Source organism: Bacteroidota bacterium, from assembly GCA_018816945.1.
GTDB lineage: Bacteria > Bacteroidota > Bacteroidia > Bacteroidales.
Genome location: JAHIVC010000099.1, coordinates 434,824 through 454,093, shown reverse-complemented (window position 1 = coordinate 454,093; position 19,270 = coordinate 434,824). Strand labels below are relative to the sequence as shown.

Here is a 19,270-nt window from a genome sequence, read left to right as displayed (position 1 = left end):
ATTACTCATACTTAAGTGAATCGACCGGATTAGCAGCAGCAGCTTTGTAGGATTGATAAAAGATGGTCGCGGTGGCAATAACAATGGATAAAATTGTCGCCAACACAAATACAATCCATCTATTTTCCACCTGATAAACGAATGATTGTAACCATTTATCCATATAATACCAGGCCACCGGAATACTAATTGCTGCAGAAATAATAATAAGTTTTATGAAATTTTTTGAAAGAATAAGAATAATTTCACTTACACTTCCGCCAAAAACTTTTCTTACCCCAATTTCTTTTGTCTTCTGGCGACTGATAAACAAAGCAAGTCCGTATAACCCCATTGAGGCAATTATAATAGCAAGGATGGCAAAATTTGTAAACATTTTACCTGTACGATATTCCTCTTCATACTCATCTTTGACATCTTGATCGATAAAGGAAAAATTAACATTGTAAGGAAGATTCAATTCATCGCCTAGTTGTTCTATTTTTTCCCGAATCTGAGGAATATTTCCGGCGTTCACTTTAATTCCAATGTTATTTATATAATCTGTGTTAATATTATAAATTATACAAGTTGGTAATATTTTATCATAAAATGGTCTCTGATGAAAGTCCTTAACAACACCAACCACTCTGAATATTTTAGTTGCTTCATTACCTGGTGTAAATGTCTTCCCGATAGGATCTACCCAGCCTGCTTCTTTTACAAAAGCTTCATTAATTAAAGCACTGTTATTTTCTAAAGTGCCCTCATCTGAAAAGTCCCGACCTTTTATCAATTTAAATTCAAGCAAACTCACATAATTTGCTTCGACAAAATAAGTTGCTGCTAACATTGGCTTTTCAAAGTCATCGCAATTGTACCGATCATATCCCAATGAGCCAAAAGGAAAACCTGATGCGACAGTCACATCAGATACTTCAGGGAATTGTAATAGTTCATTTTTAATTAGCAAAGCGCTATTATATAAGTCATCTGTTCGTTTTACAATATTAGTATTGTTGTTTTTAGGAAATAAACGGAGGGTAATAATATTATCCTTGTTAAAACCTAAATCTGCTTTATTCGTATGCCTGATTTGCATATAAATAATTCCGGTACAACAGATCAGAAAAGTTGTGATTGCAAATTGAAAAACGACCAGTGCATTCCTGAAAAAGGCATGTCCCGATCCAAACACAAATTTTCCTTTTAATGCATTTGCCGGTTTGATTGATGATAAATAAAATGCCGGATAAGAACCTGCCAAAACCCCTGTTACAATCGCCATTAATATGAAAGAAACAGTAAGTTTCCAATTGCCAGCATAAGCAAACTGCAGGTTCTTTTGTAATACAGAATTAAACATCGGTAATAGAATTTCGGCTAATGTCAGCGCTAAAAATAATGCGATAATACTTAGTAGTATGGATTCAGTCAAAAATTGCCTAATCAATTGTTTACGGTTTGCACCTAAGACTTTTCTCATACCTATTTCTTTGAGCCGTTTAAGTGCATCTGCCGTATTTAAATTCATGTAATTGATACAAGCTATAATGAGCACAAAAAACCCAATAATACTAAAGAGAATGACCCTTGGCCTATTGCCTTCTCCACCATAATACAAATAGATCTTTTCCAACTCATGAAGCCTGAATTTGAAGGTAAACATTGGATTGTCTGACAGATAAGTTTTCGAAATATTTTCGAATCCTTCGTTTAATTCTTCCGGCGAAAAATCTTTAGCTAATTTGATATATGTTGAATAGGTTTTATAATCTAATAAGCCCCAACCATCAATATTGTTTTTCCCTTCGTTAAGTGAGTATTGAGTGGCGAATGAACTAATAATATCAAATTTCAGATGAGAATTTTCAGGCACATTTTCTATTACCCCTGTAATTTTGTATGATTTTCCATTTTCATCTTTTATCACTGAACCAACAGGATTAATATTGCCATACAATTTCTCAGCCATTTTTTTACTCAGCACTAATGAAAATGGATCAACCAAGGCAGTTTTTGAATCACCAAAAATAAAATGATAAGAAAAGATCTCAAAGAAACTGGGTTCAGCATAAATATACTTCTCTTCAAAAGACCCTTCGCCTATTATTAACTTAAAATTATTGTTTCTTGAAACGCGTGTTTGGTTTATTACTTTAGGATAATGATTAACCATATAGGGGCCCAAAGGTGCATTAACCTCAGGACCTTCTGCTCTGGATTTTCCAAACTCCATTACCTGGTAAATCCGGTAAATATACTTGGCATCTTTATGAAAAGAGTCATACGTCAATTCATTCTGGACATATAAGCCGATTAATGAAGCTATGGAAAGCCCTAATGTCAGACCCAAAATATTTATGGTTGAAATCGTTATATTTCGCTTCAGGTTTCTTATTGCTATTTTTAGGTAGTTCTTGATCATGGCTATTTTTTTTTAGCAAGCTCAATGCATGAATTTAACAATTATTTGAGTAGCTATTGTCAATTGACATGCCAAACATACATTAAGCTGAAATAGAGATTAATACAAAGTTATACATTTTTTAAAATGGGTAATTTTTTCACACTTTCAGGGTAATTTTTACTCATTTATAAAAATCAATCCTATATTTGTGAATATTTTAGAGCGAACATGAGAAAAGGAAAAATATTAATTGTTGATGATAATGAAGAAATTCTGCTTGCCCTAAAACTTTTTTTAGGAGAACAGTTTGATATTGTGACCGAAAAAAATCCAAATCTGATACCTTCATTACTAAAACAAAATTCGTTCGATTTATTTATCATCGACATGAATTTTTCGACCGGGAAAAGTACCGGAAACGAAGGCATATTCTGGATGCGTGAAATTTTAAAGATGGATAAAGAAGCCATCATCATCTTTATTACAGCTTATGGTGATATCGAATTATCGGTAAGGGCCATCAAAGAAGGAGCCACCGATTTCATCCAAAAACCCTGGGTTGATGAAAAGCTTTTGGCAACGGTTTTATCGGCATATAAACTTCGCAGTTCGCGCATGGAGATCCAAAAACTGAAGGCAAAACAAGCACATATCTCTCAATCGGTAGCTGATGAACAACCTTTATTTTTTGGTGAATCAACAGCGATGAAAACCGTTTGGGAGACCATCCGAAAAGTTGCAACTACCGATGCCAACATTCTGATTCTGGGTGAGAATGGCACAGGCAAGGAGCTTATCGCGCGGGAAATTCATAAAATTTCGAACCGGTCGAAGGAATTATTTGTTAAGGTTGATTTAGCCTCATTAAGCGAATCATTGTTCGAAAGCGAATTATTCGGACATAAAAAAGGTTCTTTTACCGACGCAAAAGAAGATCGGACGGGCCGAATGGAGGTCGCATCAGAAGGAACTTTGTTTTTAGATGAAATTGGGAATATTTCTTTAAACCAACAATCGAAATTGTTATCGGTAATTCAGAACAAACAAGTGACCCGAATTGGCGATAACAGGAATATCCCCATTGACACTCGTTTGATCACTGCAACAAACAAGCCTTTGTACGAGATGGCCAGGAATTCTGAATTCCGTGAAGATTTGTTATATCGCATCAATACCATCCAAATAGAAATCCCGCCTTTGCGGATGCGAACTGAAGATATACCACCTTTGCTCGATTTGTTCATGAAAAAATATTCGTCAAAATACAAGATGCCTTCATTAAATTACACAAAAAAGCATATCCAGAATTTGCAGAAATATTCATGGCCCGGGAATATTCGGGAATTTGAACACCTCATTGAAAAGGCGATAATTTTAAATGATCTTGAAGTTTTTAATGTCAATGAATCTGCTTTATCAGGACAATTTTCAGGTTCTAATGATTCATTAAATCTTGAAAACAACGAAAAACAACTCATCCTGAAAGCCATCAATAAAGCAAAAGGTAATTATTCTTCGGCAGCTAATGAGTTAGGGATCAGCCGTAAAACCTTGTATAATAAACTTAAAAAATATGGTCTATAATCAATTCAACTTTCGGATTGTTTTCAGGATAATTTTGATTGGGTTAACTAGTATATTGTTTTCATGGTCATTATATCAGGAACATCTGCAAATAGCCAGATTTACCTTTCTTGGCTTATTTATCCTGCAAATTTTTTGGCTGACAAATTATATCAAAAACGCCAATCGACGATTTGCCCGTTTCATGGAACTAATCAAGAACCAGGGATTGATGGAGCGTTTCGAAAAAATAAATACCAATGACTCGAATGAAAAATTAAACCAACTTTATAATGAAATCATCCAGTTAATCGCCGATTCAAAACTTGAAAAGGAAGGAGAACATCTGTATTTCTTACAAACCCTCGAAATTATTGGTACCTCTATTATTTCGTTTGATGAGCATGGAAAAATTGATCTGATGAATAAAGCTGCCCGTGAGTTATTAAACATTGAAAACATCAGAACGATTAATCAGCTTCGGGAACTATATCCGGAATTCGTTGCACAACTCAATAGTTTAAAAAATAATGAACAAAGTTTATTTAAGTTAAAGGTTGGTTCGGAAATGTTGATGTTGAACATCAGTTGTAGTTGCTTTAAAAACCAGGAGAAACATTTGCGTTTGTATTCCTTTCAAAACATTAGTACCGAACTTGAAAATGAAGAACTGGATGCCTGGCAAAAGCTGATTAAAGTTATGAGGCATGAAATCATGAATTCGATTACGCCCATCCATTCACTGACCAATACCATCATCAGGCTACTATCCTACAATAAAAAAGCCAAAGCCATCGATCAGCTTTCCTCCGAAACCATTGAAAAAGCTTTGGAAGGACTGAATGCCATCGATAAGCGTAATCAGGGATTGTTAAAATTTGTTGAATCTTACCGAAACCTTACAAAAATCCCATTACCGGTTTTCGAAAAAGTGGAGGTAAGCGCACTTTTTGACAGCATCAATATTTTATTTAGTGAGGAGCTAAAATTAAAAGGGATTAAACTTATTTCAGCCATTTCAGCAAATGAATTAATCCTTACGGTGGACGAAAAGCTAATCACCCAGGTGATTATAAATCTGATAAAAAATTCAATCGATGCGCTTAGTGGAATTGATAATGGACAGATCATTATTGAAGCCTATCGAACTGACAAAAATGAAGTATTGATCCAAATTAAGGACAATGGGATTGGCATTTCAAAAGATGAAATCGACAAAATTTTTGTTCCTTTTTATACCACCAAAGAAAAAGGAACCGGAATAGGCTTAAGTTTGTCCCGCCAGATAATGCGGATGCATAACGGTAGTATTTCAGTTAATTCCACCCCTGGGAAACAAACCCAATTCATTTTAAAATTTTAAAAATCAAACATTGATTTAATCGCTTAGCTTAAATCTCCTGCTTCTTCTAACAGAAAATTATTTAAAAAAGATGTTTATACTTAGAAGACTTGTTACCATGCATCCAAATAAGTGTTAATTCGTGAGCCGTTGGGAGTGAATTACTGGTACCAATTACATCTTTAATAAAATTGATTGGAACTTTCTGAACATGCAATACAATTAAATCATCCATTGAAAGATTTTTATAACCTATTCTGACTAAAGACCTAATATATTCAGTTGGAATTTTTTGAACGCTCAATAAAATTAAATCATCCGGAGACAGATTTTTAAATCCTTCGTCAGCCATTGCATTAATATATTCAACACTTACTCCAGTGCTACGAAATTTGAGTAGTGTATTTAATAAAATTCCTTCATAACCTGCATCTTTCAATTTCATGGCATATTCGTATGATAAATCGTGAACTGCATAGAGATAGAAAGATGAGCTTGAAGGCTTATCCTCTTTCGCTGAAAGTTTAAACCCTAAATCATTCATTTTACTGAAATATTCCATTTTAGGGCGATAGTAAAATCTGCCAGAGCTTTTTCTATCAAAGAAGAATATACCGGCATCCCGTTCAATTTTAAACCCGTTTTTAGAAGTTCGGATCATGCCCCGAAGGTCTTCTGATGATAAATTTCCAAGTTCAATATTCGTATTTAAAATGCCTGACAAAATAATTTTCGATTGACCCTCGGCCCGCCACTTGCCTTCCAAATCAATATCATTGTGCTGGTAAGATGAATTAACACTCAAAGTATTATTAGTTTTGATATCGTTTTGTCCGAATGCAATACCGGAAATAATAAATAGTGTTGAAATACCAATCATCTTAATTTTTCTTTTTGTTTCCATGTTGTTTTTTTAAATTATAGAAATTCTAATGCTTGGCAATATTTATTCATACTTTAATGATTTAACCGGATTTCGTAAAGCCGCATGATAGGTTTGAATTCCCAATGTTAAAATCGAAATAATTGAAAGAATACCAAAAGAAAATATAAAAATCCATGGTGACAACTGAATCCTTAGAGTGTAACTTTGTAGCCATTCATTCATAAAATACCATGCAATTGGACAAGCTATAACGGTAGCTATAAAAACCAATATCATAAAGTCCTTTAATAAAAGAAAAAATATTTGTTCGGTTTTTGCACCATTGACTTTTCGAATGGCTATTTCTTTTGTTCGGGATTGAGAGATTGCAGCCACTAGGCCCATTAATCCCAGGCATGAAATAAAAATGGTGAAAACCGAAAAATAAGAGATCAAGCGCCCCAGGTTCTGCTCTTTAGCATATTGTGCCTTAATGGTTTCGTCCAGAAAATGATATTCAAAGGGTGCTATTTTATTTACCGCTTTCCATTCTTTTTCTAAAAATTCGACCAATTGATTTAAATTGCTGTCCTTATGAGTAGGTTCAATTCCAGTTACCCTGATCAATATATCGGAGGCCATTTCTGCTTCCATTCCTTTTGGTATCAAATAAAAAAACATTGGTCTATTTGGACTATTTATGGATTTAAAAAGTTGATTTTTTACCACCCCGATTATTTTTCCGGGATAGCTATACAACTTTATATTTTGTCCAATAGGATCATGGTAGCCGGTTACTTTCATAAGAGCATCGTCGATGATAAATCCATGTATTGAGTCTGTTCCATATTCCTTAGAAAAGTCTCGCCCCATAACCACATCAGTATTAACCGTTTTAAAATAATCATAGGAAACGGCCGTAGTTTCAATCCACACATTATCATGTTCAGGTCCCTTTCCATCCCAGTAAACACCACTCGTACTGTTATTGAGTTCTGTAGGCAAACAGTCTTTCATGGCTACAGATACAATATTTGGGTGTTGAAGTAAACGAGATTTCATTTGATCAAATTCCCTGGCTGCATTTTCCTTCACCGGAAGATGGATAACAAAATCATTACCGGATTTCCAGCTTGAGGAAATGGCATAATTGAATTGGCGATAAATAACAATGGTTCCAATAATTAACGCAATAGAGATGATAAATTGCATCACAACCAAGGTTTTTCGTAATATCTCTTTACGGCCTCCTTTTAAGTTCTTTAAATTTGAAAACTCACCTTTAAGGGCAACAACAGGTTTAAAACGCGAAAGGATGAGAGAAGGGTAAATGCCTGCTGCAAAACCGGTAAAAAGTAAAATTAAAAGCATATACCTTATCAATTGAGGATCTGCGATATTCAATTCAAGCTGCTTTCCCGTAATTTCATTAAAAATTGGCATTAATAATCTGCCAATAATTAAAGCAAAATTCAGGGAGAGAAATGCGATGATAAATGATTCACCCAATAATTGAAAAATTAATTGTGAACGGCTTGCCCCAATAATTTTATAGAAACCAATCGACCGCATCCTTTTATGAACAAGAGCTGTTGAAAGATTAATGAAATTAAAACAGGCGATGATGAGTATGAAAACCGCAATCAATGAAAATATGATTACCATTCTCATATCCCCTTTAGCAATATCCCAATAAGATTTTGGGTACAAATAAATTTGAGAAAGATTTTGGATTTTAAAGGTATATCCCAAGCGATAAACATGAGGTGCTTTATTTTCTAGAGCGATCTGGGTAATTTTTCTGGCAACAACCGTATCGCTACTATTCTTGCCCAATAAAATATATCCCTGAAAGTTTGGATCACCCCAGCCTGTACCATAACCAACATTTTCATAAGACCCATCAATAAATGGTTGCAGGGGAACTAATATATTAAATTTCAGATGTGAATTTTTAGGGACATTTTTTAATACCCCAGTAACTTTAAAACTATATTTTCCTTCAAATTTTAATATCTTTCCCATCGGGTCTTCATCCCCAAAATATTTTTCCGAAGTTTCTTGTGTTAAAACGACACTTTGGGGATCCTTTAATACATCATTAATATTGCCATGCAGTAATGGAAATGAAAAGATTTGAAGAAAAGCCGAATCCGTTGCAAGAACATTGTTTTCGTAAAAAGATTTGTTGTTATAGTTTATTAACAAGGGATCAACAAAACGAGTCTGTGTGATATTCAATATTTCGGGAATGCCTTCTTTAATGACACCTGCCAGTGGATAAATCATACTTGGGCCCTCAAAATCATCTTTGGCCATTAAAATTCTGGATATCTCCTTGCGATTTTCATGAAAGTTATCATAACTTAACTCATCCTGCACCCAAAGCAGAATAAGAATGATAACAGCAACTCCCATTGAGAGGCCAATAATATTTAAAACCGTAAAATATCTATTTCTGATTAAGGAACGACAAGCTATTTTTAAATAATGATAAAACATGGTTCTGAGTATTTTGAATGAATAATATTGAAGTAGTCAATATTTATACCAAATTTTTATATGATTATTTTTCAAGCTATTATATTATTTATTCAATTAAAATATTTTCTTTATTGTACCATAATCATACAGCACTGTATCACTATCAGTCAATAATTAAAATTTTACTATTTTTAACCAGCCTAATATTTAACAAATAAAAATAATCACATCAAGTATAAATAATGAACAAAGGAAATATCTTAATTGTTGATGATAACCAAAATGTGTTGAATTCGCTTGAGTTATTTTTAAAGTACAAATTCACAAGCGTTTATACCTTAAGTAAGCCTGATCAAATCCTGGCGCTTATAAAGGCAGTTCCCATTGATGTTATTTTATTGGACATGAATTTTACTTCAAGTATTAATACCGGTAATGAAGGTATTTTTTGGATGAAACAAATTCAGAAAGAAGACCCTACAATGGTTATTATACTAATCACTGCTTATGGAGACGTTGAATTAGCTGTTAAAGTTATAAAGGAGGGAGCCACCGATTTTGTATTAAAACCATGGGATAATCATAAATTACTGGCGACACTTCAATCGGCTTTAGAGTTAAAAAAATCACGAGATGAAATAAAATCATTAAAAAAGAAGCAAATTGTTTTAAAGGAAAGCAAAGAAAGCGAATACAGTTCATTTATATATAAATCCGAGCAAATTGCTCATTTATTTAAAACAGTTGAAAAAGTGGCCGGAACAGATGTCAATATTCTTATTCAAGGAGAAAACGGGACAGGGAAAGAAGTACTGGCTTATGAAATCCACAAACGATCAAAACAGAAACAGTATGATTTTTTAAAAGTAGACATTGGATCTCTGAATGAATCCATTTTCGAAAGTGAACTGTTTGGTCATAAAAAAGGATCATTCACCGATGCCAAAGAAGATCGTATTGGAAAATTTGAAACCGTTTCAGGCGGAACTCTTTTTTTAGACGAAATCGGGAATATTTCTGTTTCACTTCAATCAAAGCTCCTGTATGTTTTACAAAACAAAAAAGTAACCCCTGTTGGTAGCAATGAGCAAATCCCTGTCGATTTCCGCTTAATCTGTGCTACAAATAAAGACCTGGAAAAACTGGTGACTGAAAAATTATTCAGAGAAGATTTACAATTTCGAATAAATACTATTACACTTATAATTCCTCCACTCAGAGAACGAATTGAGGATATTCCTTTACTTGCCGAATATTTTCTGGAACGGTACAAACGCAAATATGAAAAAAATAGCATAAAATTTAATGCTGAAGCAATAGAAATATTACAGCAATATCCATGGCCGGGCAATGTCCGAGAATTAAAACATACCATTGAAAAGGCAATAATATTATGTGAATCCGAAATTATCAGGCCGGAAGACTTATTTCTAAAAAGTAGGAACTTAAATGAGCTGAATACAAATTTAAACCCACAAAGCATTTCCGATAATGAAAAAATTCTCATTTCCAGTACCCTTCATAAGAACAATGGAAATATAAGCAAAACGGCCATCCAACTAAAAATTGGCCGACAAACATTATATCGTAAAATCAAACAGTACAAAATAAATCTTGATGGCGATGTTGAGGAATAAATTTTATTTAAACATAATTATACGGGTAATCCTGATTAGCCTCACGGCTATACTTCTGGGATATTCTGTCTTTATTGTTAAAGATCTGCTAATTAATATAAATCTTATTGCATTGATTTTTATCCAAGTCTGGTTGCTTATTCGAAAAATAAACAGTACAAACAACGAATTATCAATCTTTTTCGATTCAATCAATTATGAAGATACTACCTGGCTTCCCAAAAGTATCCAAAATTGGAAATCCTATAATAATTTAAGAACTTCTTTAGAAAAATTAAATGTAAAAATTTCAGACGAACGAATCAGTTATGAAGCACAAGAAGCTTTTTTTAAAAAGGTTGTTGAGCATGTCGATTTTGGGCTTATTGCTTTTAATGAAAAAAAAGAGGTGAAACTCAGCAATTCGGCATTAAGAAACTTACTTCAGGCCAAGCAATCAATTAGTCGTAAATTTTTACAATCAAATTACCCTCATTTATTTGAAACATTTCAGACTATTAAGCCTTTCAAAAAGGAACTTGTTAATTTTGAGCACAATGGGAATTACTCTCAACTATCTATCCAAGCCACAAAATTTAAACTTTTAAACGAGAATCTTATCCTAATCTCTGTAAAAGATATTAAAACTGAGCTCGAAAAGCACGAATATGAAACCTGGTATAAAATGGTTAGAGTTTTAAATCATGAGATTATGAATTCCATCGGCCCGATTTCTTCATCCATCAAAACACTAAAAGAATTTTTAACGCATGAAGACCGACAAAGTGCAAAAAAAACAAAGGATTTGAATGATGCAATTATTAAGGATACGGTAAAAGGCCTGCACATCATTGACGAACAAAGTTCGGGCTTACTGAATTTTGCAAATAATTTCCGGAACCTGACACATTTTCCAAAACCCGAACCCGAAAAAATAAAACTCCATGAATTTTTAACAGACTTTAGCACTTTCATGGATAAAGAGCTACAACAAAACCTCATCAACTTTTCGACAGAAACCCAGCCCGAAAATCTTATTTTAGAAGCCGATCCAAAATTGCTTTCACAAGTTCTGCTCAATATTGTCAGAAATTCAATACAGGCACTCGAAATCGTTAAAGAACCAGAAATTACAATAAAGGCCTATCAATCAGACTCACAAATTAAAATTGATATCCGGGATAACGGAGTGGGGATTCCGGCCGATACCATTGATCAAATATTTATCCCTTTTTTCTCGACCAAAGAAAAAGGCAGTGGGATCGGATTGAGTTTATCCCGCCAGATTATGCGGATGCATAATGGAAATATTTCTGTTCAATCTACTGTAAACAAAGGAAGTACTTTCACTTTAATGTTTTAATTATTCATATCTCAAACTATCCACCGGATTCATCACAGCAGCCCGATAAGATTGTAGAATAACTGTTAAGAGTGAGATAACAACAACTATAATTCCGCTTACAATGAATATCCACCATTCCACCTCGACCTGATAGGTAAAGTTTTTAGCTAACCACGTTTTCATGAGATAATATGATACCGGAACGGATAATAGAAAAGCAAGGATGACCCATTTCACAAACTCAAAAGAAAGCATATTGATAATTTGTTGAACAGATCCGCCATGAACTTTTCGGATTCCGATTTCACGATGTCGTTGCTGTATCATATAAGAAGTCATTCCCAATAAACCCATACAAGCAATAATCAATGCAAATATGGAAAAGTAACCCACAATCTTGCCAAGGCGTTCTTCGGATTTGTATTGTTGATCTACAACCTGATCAACAAACTTAAAAGAAAATGGGTCTTTCGGATATTTTTTGATCCAGGCTTTTTCAATTTGATCAATTATGGCGGTTTGATTTGTGCCGGAAATACGGATAACTATTTCCTCCATGTTATCCAAAAAGGTAATAAATAATGGGGCAATCGGTTGATGAAGGCTTTGAAAATTAAAATCTTTAACAATCCCGATCAGTTTTAAGAAACCAAAAAATTTGACCTCGTATGGATTTTCCAAGCCAAAAGCTTTTACTGCAGCTTCATTCACCATATAGGTTTTCCTTATATCAGATGCATCCACACCCGAAAAGTTCCGGCCACTGACAAGTTCCATGCCCATCAAATCCAGATATTCATCATCACAAGACAAATGTTTCATATAGATTTCCTGGCCATCAATCTCATCATAGATCCCATTGGTGACATCCCCTGGAATACCTGCACAAAATGAAACTTTTTCAACTCCAAGTATGGCCAGCAATTCGTTTTTAAAGTCCTGTGCATTCTTATAGGCTGCATCATTGGTTTTTAAATGGATCACATGTTCCTTGTTAAACCCAAGGTTTATTTGTTTTACATAATTGATCTGACGGTAAATTACAATGGTACCAACAATCATAATCAATGATATAATAAACTGGAAAACCATGAGTGCTTTTCTTGCAATTACACCACCTTTACTTTTATTTACTTTTCCTTTTATCACCTCGACAGTTTTAAAAGATGTCAGAACAAATGCAGGGTACAAGCCCGAAATTATTCCCAAAATAATTGCTCCTAAAATAAACACGATATTGTATGGATATTCATAAAAAGTCTTTACGTGTAAATTTATTTCAGCCAATCGGTTAAATTCATTAATTGTAAATTCTGCCAATAAAAATCCAATAACAAGTGAAAAAAGGATCAGGAGGATGGATTCGGCAAGAAACTGTTTTATCAGCTTCTGCTTATAAGCGCCCACAACCTTACGAATTCCAACTTCTCTTGCCCGGCTTCCGGTCTTGGCGGTAGTTAAATTTATATAATTGATGCAGGCAATGACGAGGATAAACAACGCAATCCAAATAAACAACAGCACAAATTGTTTATTTCCATGTCTGAAACCATAGGTATTGACTTTTTGTTGATTAAAGTAAATATCCAAATAGGGAAGCAAGCCCCAATTGGTATTCTGTTTGAACTGTTCCAATAAATCTGTACTCAGCTTTTTTTCCAGTTTTGTGATATCCACATTTTCATTGACCTCTACAAAGGTTGTTATGGTCCAGTCTCCGGGACTGATAAGCTTTGCTTTGTCAATAACCAATAGGCACAAGATCGAAACGTAACAATCCGCATGGTAACTTGAATTTTCAGGTACATCCGGAATCACGGCATTAACTACAAAATCATAATTGTTGTTCCAGTTAACCGTTTTTCCTATTGGGTTTTTATCACCAAACAAGGCTTTCGCGGCAGTTTCGGTCAGTACCATTCCGTTTTTCCCATCCAAAGCATGTTCAAGATTGCCTAGTATGGCTTTGTTCCTGAATATTTCAAAATAGTTTGAATCGACTGTAATGAATCTGTCAAAGTATACAAAACTCCCGTCTTTCAAAAAAAATTCCCCATCATACTTAAAGTTCCTGCAAACCTGTTTTATTTCAGGATAACGGCCGTTAACATATTCAGCAAACATACCTGCGGTTGAAATATGGTTTTTGTTTTTTTCATACAAACAATAGATATTTTCTACATTCTCAATATGTTTGTCGGTTGTAAGTTCGCTTCTAATGTATAATGAAAGCAGGATGAACAGGGCGAAAGCGATGCTCAGTCCAAAAAGATTTATCAATGAGAAAGTTATATTTCTCGTAAAATTTCGGATAGCGATTTTGATATAAGATTTAATCATTTTTTAATAAAATTTGATTTCACATATAAGCTAAGTCAAAGCAAATCTTAAGGGGTGACACCCTGTAGGGTGTCACCCCTTAAATTTTATTCGTACCTCAAACTATCCACAGGGTTCATGATTGCTGCACGATAAGATTGAATGCTAACAGTAACTAATGATACAAAAACGACAGCCAAACCGCTAAGAACATAAATCCACCAATCAATATCGACCTGATAAGTGAAATTATTTGCAAGCCATATTTTCATCAGGTAATAAGAGACAGGTACAGATATTGCAAAGGCCAAAATTACCCATTTCACAAACTCAAAAGAAAGCATATTGATAATTTGCTGAACAGATCCGCCATGAACTTTTCGGATTCCGATTTCACGATGTCGTTGCTGTATCATATAAGAGGTCATTCCCAATAAACCCATACATGCAATAATCAATGCAAATATGGAAAAGTAACCCACAATCTTGCCAAGGCGTTCTTCGGATTTGTATTGTTGATCTACAACCTGATCGACAAACTCAAATTTAAATGGGTCCTCGGGGTATTTTTTCATCCATGCCTTTTCAATCTCGGCAAGCGTTGCCGTTTGGTTTGTTCCCGAAATACGGATAACGATTTCATTCATGGTATCCAAAAAAGTAATAAACAAAGGCCCGATCGGCTGATGTAAACTTTGAAAATTAAAATCTTTAACGATCCCAATAAGTTTAAAACCCCAAAGTCTGATCTGATAAGGATCTTCCCAACCATAGATTTTCGTGGCAGCTTCATTCATGATATATTTTCCGGCCCTATCCGCTTCATCTTCGCTCGAAAAATGCCTCCCGCTTACCAATTGAAACCCCAAGAGATCGAAATACGCCGGATCACACTTTAAATGGCGCATGTTAATATCCTGGCCATCCACTTGGGCAAACATTCCGTTGGAGATATTACCTGGCACAGCATTAGCAAAAGCTATTTTTTGAACACCCGGTATTGTGAGCAATTCCTGTTTAAAATCTTGTGCGTTTTTATAAGCGTCATCTTTCGTTTTTAAACGGATCACATTTTCTTTGTCAAACCCAAGGTTTAATTGCTTCACATAATTAATCTGACGGTAAATGACGATGGTGCCCACAATCATCACCAACGAAATTACAAACTGAAAAACCATTAATGCTTTTCGCGCGATAATGCCACTTCGGCTTTTTGATACTTTTCCCTTAATTACCTCGACTGTTTTAAATGAAGTTAGTGCCAATGCAGGATACAAGCCTGAAATCACACCTAACAATATCACACCCATCACAAAAAAGATATTAAATGGGAAAAAATAAAAATCCTTTACCTGTAAATTTATCTCGGCCAAACGATTAAACTCTCCGATTGAAAGTTCTGCCAATAAAAAGCCAATGATGAGCGAAATAAAAATTAGCAAAATTGATTCGGTCAAAAACTGTTTGATCAGCTTTTGCTTATAGGCACCCACTACTTTTCTAATGCCAACTTCCCTTGCGCGGCTTCCCGCTTTAGCCGTAGTTAGGTTGACATAATTGATACAGGCGATAACAATGATAAACAACGCTATGCCGATAAACAATTTCACAAATTGCATGTTTCCTCTTTTGAACTCTTCAGGTGCCTGAGCTTTTTGATTAAAGTATAAAGCCGAATAAGGGATCAGTCCCCAATTCGAATCCCGTCCAAACTCAGCCAACAAATCTTTACTTAGCTTCTCTTCAAGTAATGGAATATCCGCGTTTTGCTCAAGTTCAACAAAAGTATTGATGCCCCAATCGTTTGGATTTGTGAGAGCTCCTACAAAAAAATTCAGCAAACAATTTATGGATACAAAACAATCAACATGGTACAAAGAATTTTCAAGTAGGTCAGGTATTACTGCATTTACTGTAAAATCGTACTGATTGTTCCATCTAACTTTTCGGCCAATTGGATTTTCATTATGGAACAAGGCTTTGGCCGAACTTTCGGTCAGCACCATGCCATTTCGCCCATCCAGCGCATGATCCAAATTTCCCAAGTGTTCTTTATTTTTGAATATTTTAAAATAGGTGGAATCTACCAATCCTACTTTATCAAAATAAACATAATGCCCGTCATCCAAATAAAACTCCCCGTCAAAAATAATGGACCTGCAAACCTGCTTTATTTCAGGATAGCGCTCATTCACAAATTCGGCAAACAAACCGTTACCGAAAATATGGCTCCTGTTTTTCTCAAATAGACAATAAATATTTTCAGAATTTTGAAGATGCTTATCTGTAGTCAGCTCGCTTTTTATATAAAGAGAAAGCAGAATAAATAAAGCAAAGGCAATGCTCAATCCAAACAGGTTAATTAATGAGAAAGACAGGTTTCTCGTAAAATTCCGAATGGCGAGTTTGATATAAGATTTGATCATTTTTAAAAAATTTTGACTTCGCATAAGTTAAGTCAAAGTAAATGCCAAAATAGTTTAATTATTCTTTTTCAATAACTTAACTTATTTTTACTTATAAATTATTATAAAACTGTTCAGAGTCTGGACAATTAGCGTTCGGCATCTGAACAATTTTCATATATTTGCCTTTCAATAAGTTGTTTTTCAATGAATCCGACCAAAGGAAAAATATTAATTGTTGACGATAACGAAAGCATCTTGCTTACGCTTAAGCAATCGTTAAAGTACGAATTTAAGGAAATAGAAACTGTGCGCAACCCCAATTTAATTCCAAACCTTTTGAATGAAAAAGATTGGGATCTTGTTTTGCTGGATATGAATTTTAAGGCTGGGGTGAATTCAGGGAATGAAGGTTTGTACTGGTTAAGAAAAATTAGGGAAAGTAACCCCGATATTCTTGTAATATTGATCACAGCTTACAGTGAAGTTGATATTGCAGTGAAAGGGATCAAAGAAGGAGCTTACGATTTTATTACCAAACCCTGGGACATCGACAAACTGATTGCCAGTTTACACGCTGCACTTAAACTGCGTGATGCAGAACGAAAAGTTAAAAAACTAAAGGGATTTCAAGAGGTATTGATAGAAAATTCCTTGAATGTTCAGAATGATTTTCTGGGATCATCACCAAAAATGACCGAAGTTTTTAAAACCATCCGTAAAGTGGCAGCTACCGATGCAAACATTTTGATATTGGGCGAAAACGGCACAGGGAAGGAATTGGTTGCAAGGGAAATCCACAAACTATCAGGTCGGAAAAAAGAATTATTCGTAAGTGTTGATTTAGGTTCCATTAATGAAAATTTATTTGAAAGTGAAATGTTCGGCCACAAAAAAGGGGCTTTCACCGATGCCCAAAGCGATAGAACAGGCCGGTTTGTTGCGGCTTCCGGAGGGACCTTGTTTTTAGATGAAATTACCAACCTCTCGATGAATTTACAATCAAAATTATTGCGGGTTTTGCAAAGCAGGGAAGTAACCCCGGTGGGTTCGGACAAGGCTGTGAAGATTGACATCCGCTTGATTTCAGCCACTAACAAAAATCCCTTTTTGCTAACCAATCAGGAATTGTTCAGGGAAGACTTATTGTATCGGCTTAATACCATAAAAATTGAAATCCCCCCACTACGTGAAAGAGGTGACGACATTTTGATCATTGCTGATTTTTACCTTAAGCGATACTCCAAGAAATATAATAAAGGAGAAATTAAGATCAGCAGTACAGGAATTGACTCACTATTAAACCATACCTGGCCCGGAAATGTGAGAGAGTTAAAACATACCATCGAAAAAGCCGTCATTCTTGCCGAATCCGACATTCTTAGGCCGGAAGACTTTCGGATTGAAATAAAAACCAGCAACAATTGGGATTTGGGTTCTTCAAACAAACTTGTTGATGTTGAAAAATACATTGTTAAAAAAGTACTGGACAAACATCAGGGCAACCTGACCAAAGCCGCCCAGGAATTAAATATTTCTCGCACCACCCTCTATCTAAAAATTGAAAAACATGGGCTTTAACCGATTTTATGTCTCCATCATCCTTCGGGTGATACTGATTGTTATCATGGGTGTTTTATTTGCTTTCATGATAAGGCAAGAAGATAAAATCATGGCAAGCATCATCTCATTTGTTCTAATTGTGGCCCAAACGATTTTACTCATCAACTACATTAATAAAACAAACAGAAACCTCGCCGCATTTTTTCTCAGGATTCAATCAAAAGATACAGCCGTAAATTATCAGGATGAGCATGTAATGAAAAACTTCAAAGGGCTTAATCTTTCATTTGATTACATCAATAAAGAATTACAACAAATACGCATTGAAAATGAACAAAAAACCCATTATCTTAATACCATTGTAAATCATGTAAAAATTGGCATTATTGCTTTTGATGACAAAGGTAAAATTGAGCTTTTTAATCCTGAAGCATCAAATATCCTGCATTGCGAAGCCTGCAAATTCATGAATACGTTATTCGAAAAATGTCCCGACTTTCATCAGGCAATTACTGATTTAAAAACTGAGAAAAACCAAGTCGTAAAAATAAGTCTGAATGCTGAAATCCAAAACCTGGCGATCAAAAGGACCCTCATCCAAATTGGTTCAAATACCATCCATATTATCTCTTTTCAAAATATCCGCCGTGAACTTGATCATAACGAATTGGAATCCTGGCAAAAATTAATTCAGGTTTTGAATCATGAAATCATGAACTCTCTCACACCCATTACTTCCTTATCAAAGGTGATCAGGCGCTACATTTATCAGGATGGAGTGATTAAAAAAGCATCTGAATTGGATGATGAAATTATTAAGGACATCGCAATCAATACCGAGATCATTGAAGAAAGAGGCAAAGGATTGGTTGATTTTATAGAGGTTTATAAAAACGTCACCAAGAACCCCAAACTCAATCTGACAAAATTTAAAATCGTTCATACCGTTGAAAAAATTCAAAAATTTTATCAGGAAAGGTTCAAGTCCGAACAAATTGAATTTGAATATCATATTGATCCCGATCTTGACCTTTTTGCGGATGAATCGCTCATCGAGCAAATGTTAATCAATCTCATAAAAAATTCTTTGGAGGCTCTTGTTGATCGTCCAAATCCGAAAATTAAGATTACTGCTAAAAAATCGAGCGAAGTAAATTTACTGATTAATATAGAGGACAATGGTAATGGAATATCAGAAAGTGAACTGGACAAAATCTTTATCCCCTTCTACTCGACCAAAGAAAATGGTTCAGGTATCGGACTAAGCCTTTCGCGTCAAATCATGTATTTGCATGAAGGAAGTATTTCTGTTCGATCCCAACCACAAATAGAAACAATCTTTACTTTAAAATTCTAGTCAATTAATTTTCCGACATTTC

General features: G+C 34.7%; 11 protein-coding genes. 6 read left to right on the top strand and 5 right to left on the bottom strand.

The features are described from left to right. Position 1: 1 nt before the first annotated feature. Entirely contained in the window at positions 2–2,407 is a 2,406-nt protein-coding gene (locus KKG99_16155) for an ABC transporter permease (GenBank protein MBU1014532.1), read from the bottom strand. 210 nt (positions 2,408–2,617) lie between these two features. Between KKG99_16155 and KKG99_16150 the strand changes: the two genes are divergently transcribed. Further along, positions 2,618–3,973, top strand: a complete 1,356-nt coding sequence (locus KKG99_16150; GenBank protein ID MBU1014531.1) for a sigma-54 dependent transcriptional regulator — start codon at positions 2,618–2,620, stop codon at positions 3,971–3,973. Continuing rightward, complete coding sequence (locus KKG99_16145) at positions 3,963–5,315, top strand: ATP-binding protein (GenBank protein ID MBU1014530.1); 1,353 nt, start codon at positions 3,963–3,965, stop codon at positions 5,313–5,315. Before KKG99_16150 ends, KKG99_16145 begins: the two co-directional genes overlap by 11 nt. Before the next feature lie 61 nt (positions 5,316–5,376). On the opposite strand, the gene KKG99_16140 is transcribed toward KKG99_16145, so the two are convergent. Together KKG99_16140 and KKG99_16135 are read right to left on the bottom strand one after the other, a co-directional pair. Continuing rightward, positions 5,377–6,198, bottom strand: coding sequence for a hypothetical protein (locus KKG99_16140; protein ID MBU1014529.1), 822 nt, complete (start codon positions 6,196–6,198; stop codon positions 5,377–5,379). A 42-nt stretch (positions 6,199–6,240) separates the two neighbouring features. Next, positions 6,241–8,661: an ABC transporter permease gene (locus tag KKG99_16135; GenBank protein ID MBU1014528.1), complete on the bottom strand. Its 2,421-nt coding sequence runs from the start codon at positions 8,659–8,661 to the stop codon at positions 6,241–6,243. Between the two features lie 224 nt (positions 8,662–8,885). On the opposite strand from KKG99_16135, the gene KKG99_16130 reads away from it, so the two are divergent. Both KKG99_16130 and KKG99_16125 read left to right on the top strand, forming a co-directional pair. Then, positions 8,886–10,280, top strand: coding sequence for a sigma-54 dependent transcriptional regulator (locus tag KKG99_16130; GenBank protein ID MBU1014527.1), 1,395 nt, complete (start codon positions 8,886–8,888; stop codon positions 10,278–10,280). After that, a complete protein-coding gene (locus tag KKG99_16125) occupies positions 10,267–11,622 on the top strand; it encodes a GHKL domain-containing protein (protein ID MBU1014526.1) in 1,356 nt (451 codons plus the stop codon). Before KKG99_16130 ends, KKG99_16125 begins: the two co-directional genes overlap by 14 nt. Here KKG99_16125 and KKG99_16120 read toward each other — a convergent pair whose 3' ends face one another. Together KKG99_16120 and KKG99_16115 are read right to left on the bottom strand one after the other, a co-directional pair. Beyond that, positions 11,623–13,944 carry an ABC transporter permease gene (locus KKG99_16120; GenBank protein ID MBU1014525.1) on the bottom strand — a complete coding sequence of 774 codons (2,322 nt, stop codon included), beginning with the start codon at positions 13,942–13,944 and terminating at the stop codon, positions 11,623–11,625. Positions 13,945–14,030: 86 nt separating this feature from the next. Continuing rightward, positions 14,031–16,349, bottom strand: a complete 2,319-nt coding sequence (locus KKG99_16115; protein MBU1014524.1) for an ABC transporter permease — start codon at positions 16,347–16,349, stop codon at positions 14,031–14,033. A 186-nt stretch (positions 16,350–16,535) separates the two neighbouring features. Here KKG99_16115 and KKG99_16110 point away from each other — a divergent pair, with 186 nt between their 5' ends. After that, positions 16,536–17,909: a sigma-54 dependent transcriptional regulator gene (locus KKG99_16110; GenBank protein ID MBU1014523.1), complete on the top strand. Its 1,374-nt coding sequence runs from the start codon at positions 16,536–16,538 to the stop codon at positions 17,907–17,909. Next, positions 17,899–19,248 carry an ATP-binding protein gene (locus KKG99_16105; GenBank protein ID MBU1014522.1) on the top strand — a complete coding sequence of 450 codons (1,350 nt, stop codon included), beginning with the start codon at positions 17,899–17,901 and terminating at the stop codon, positions 19,246–19,248. Before KKG99_16110 ends, KKG99_16105 begins: the two co-directional genes overlap by 11 nt. Positions 19,249–19,270 lie beyond the last annotated feature (22 nt).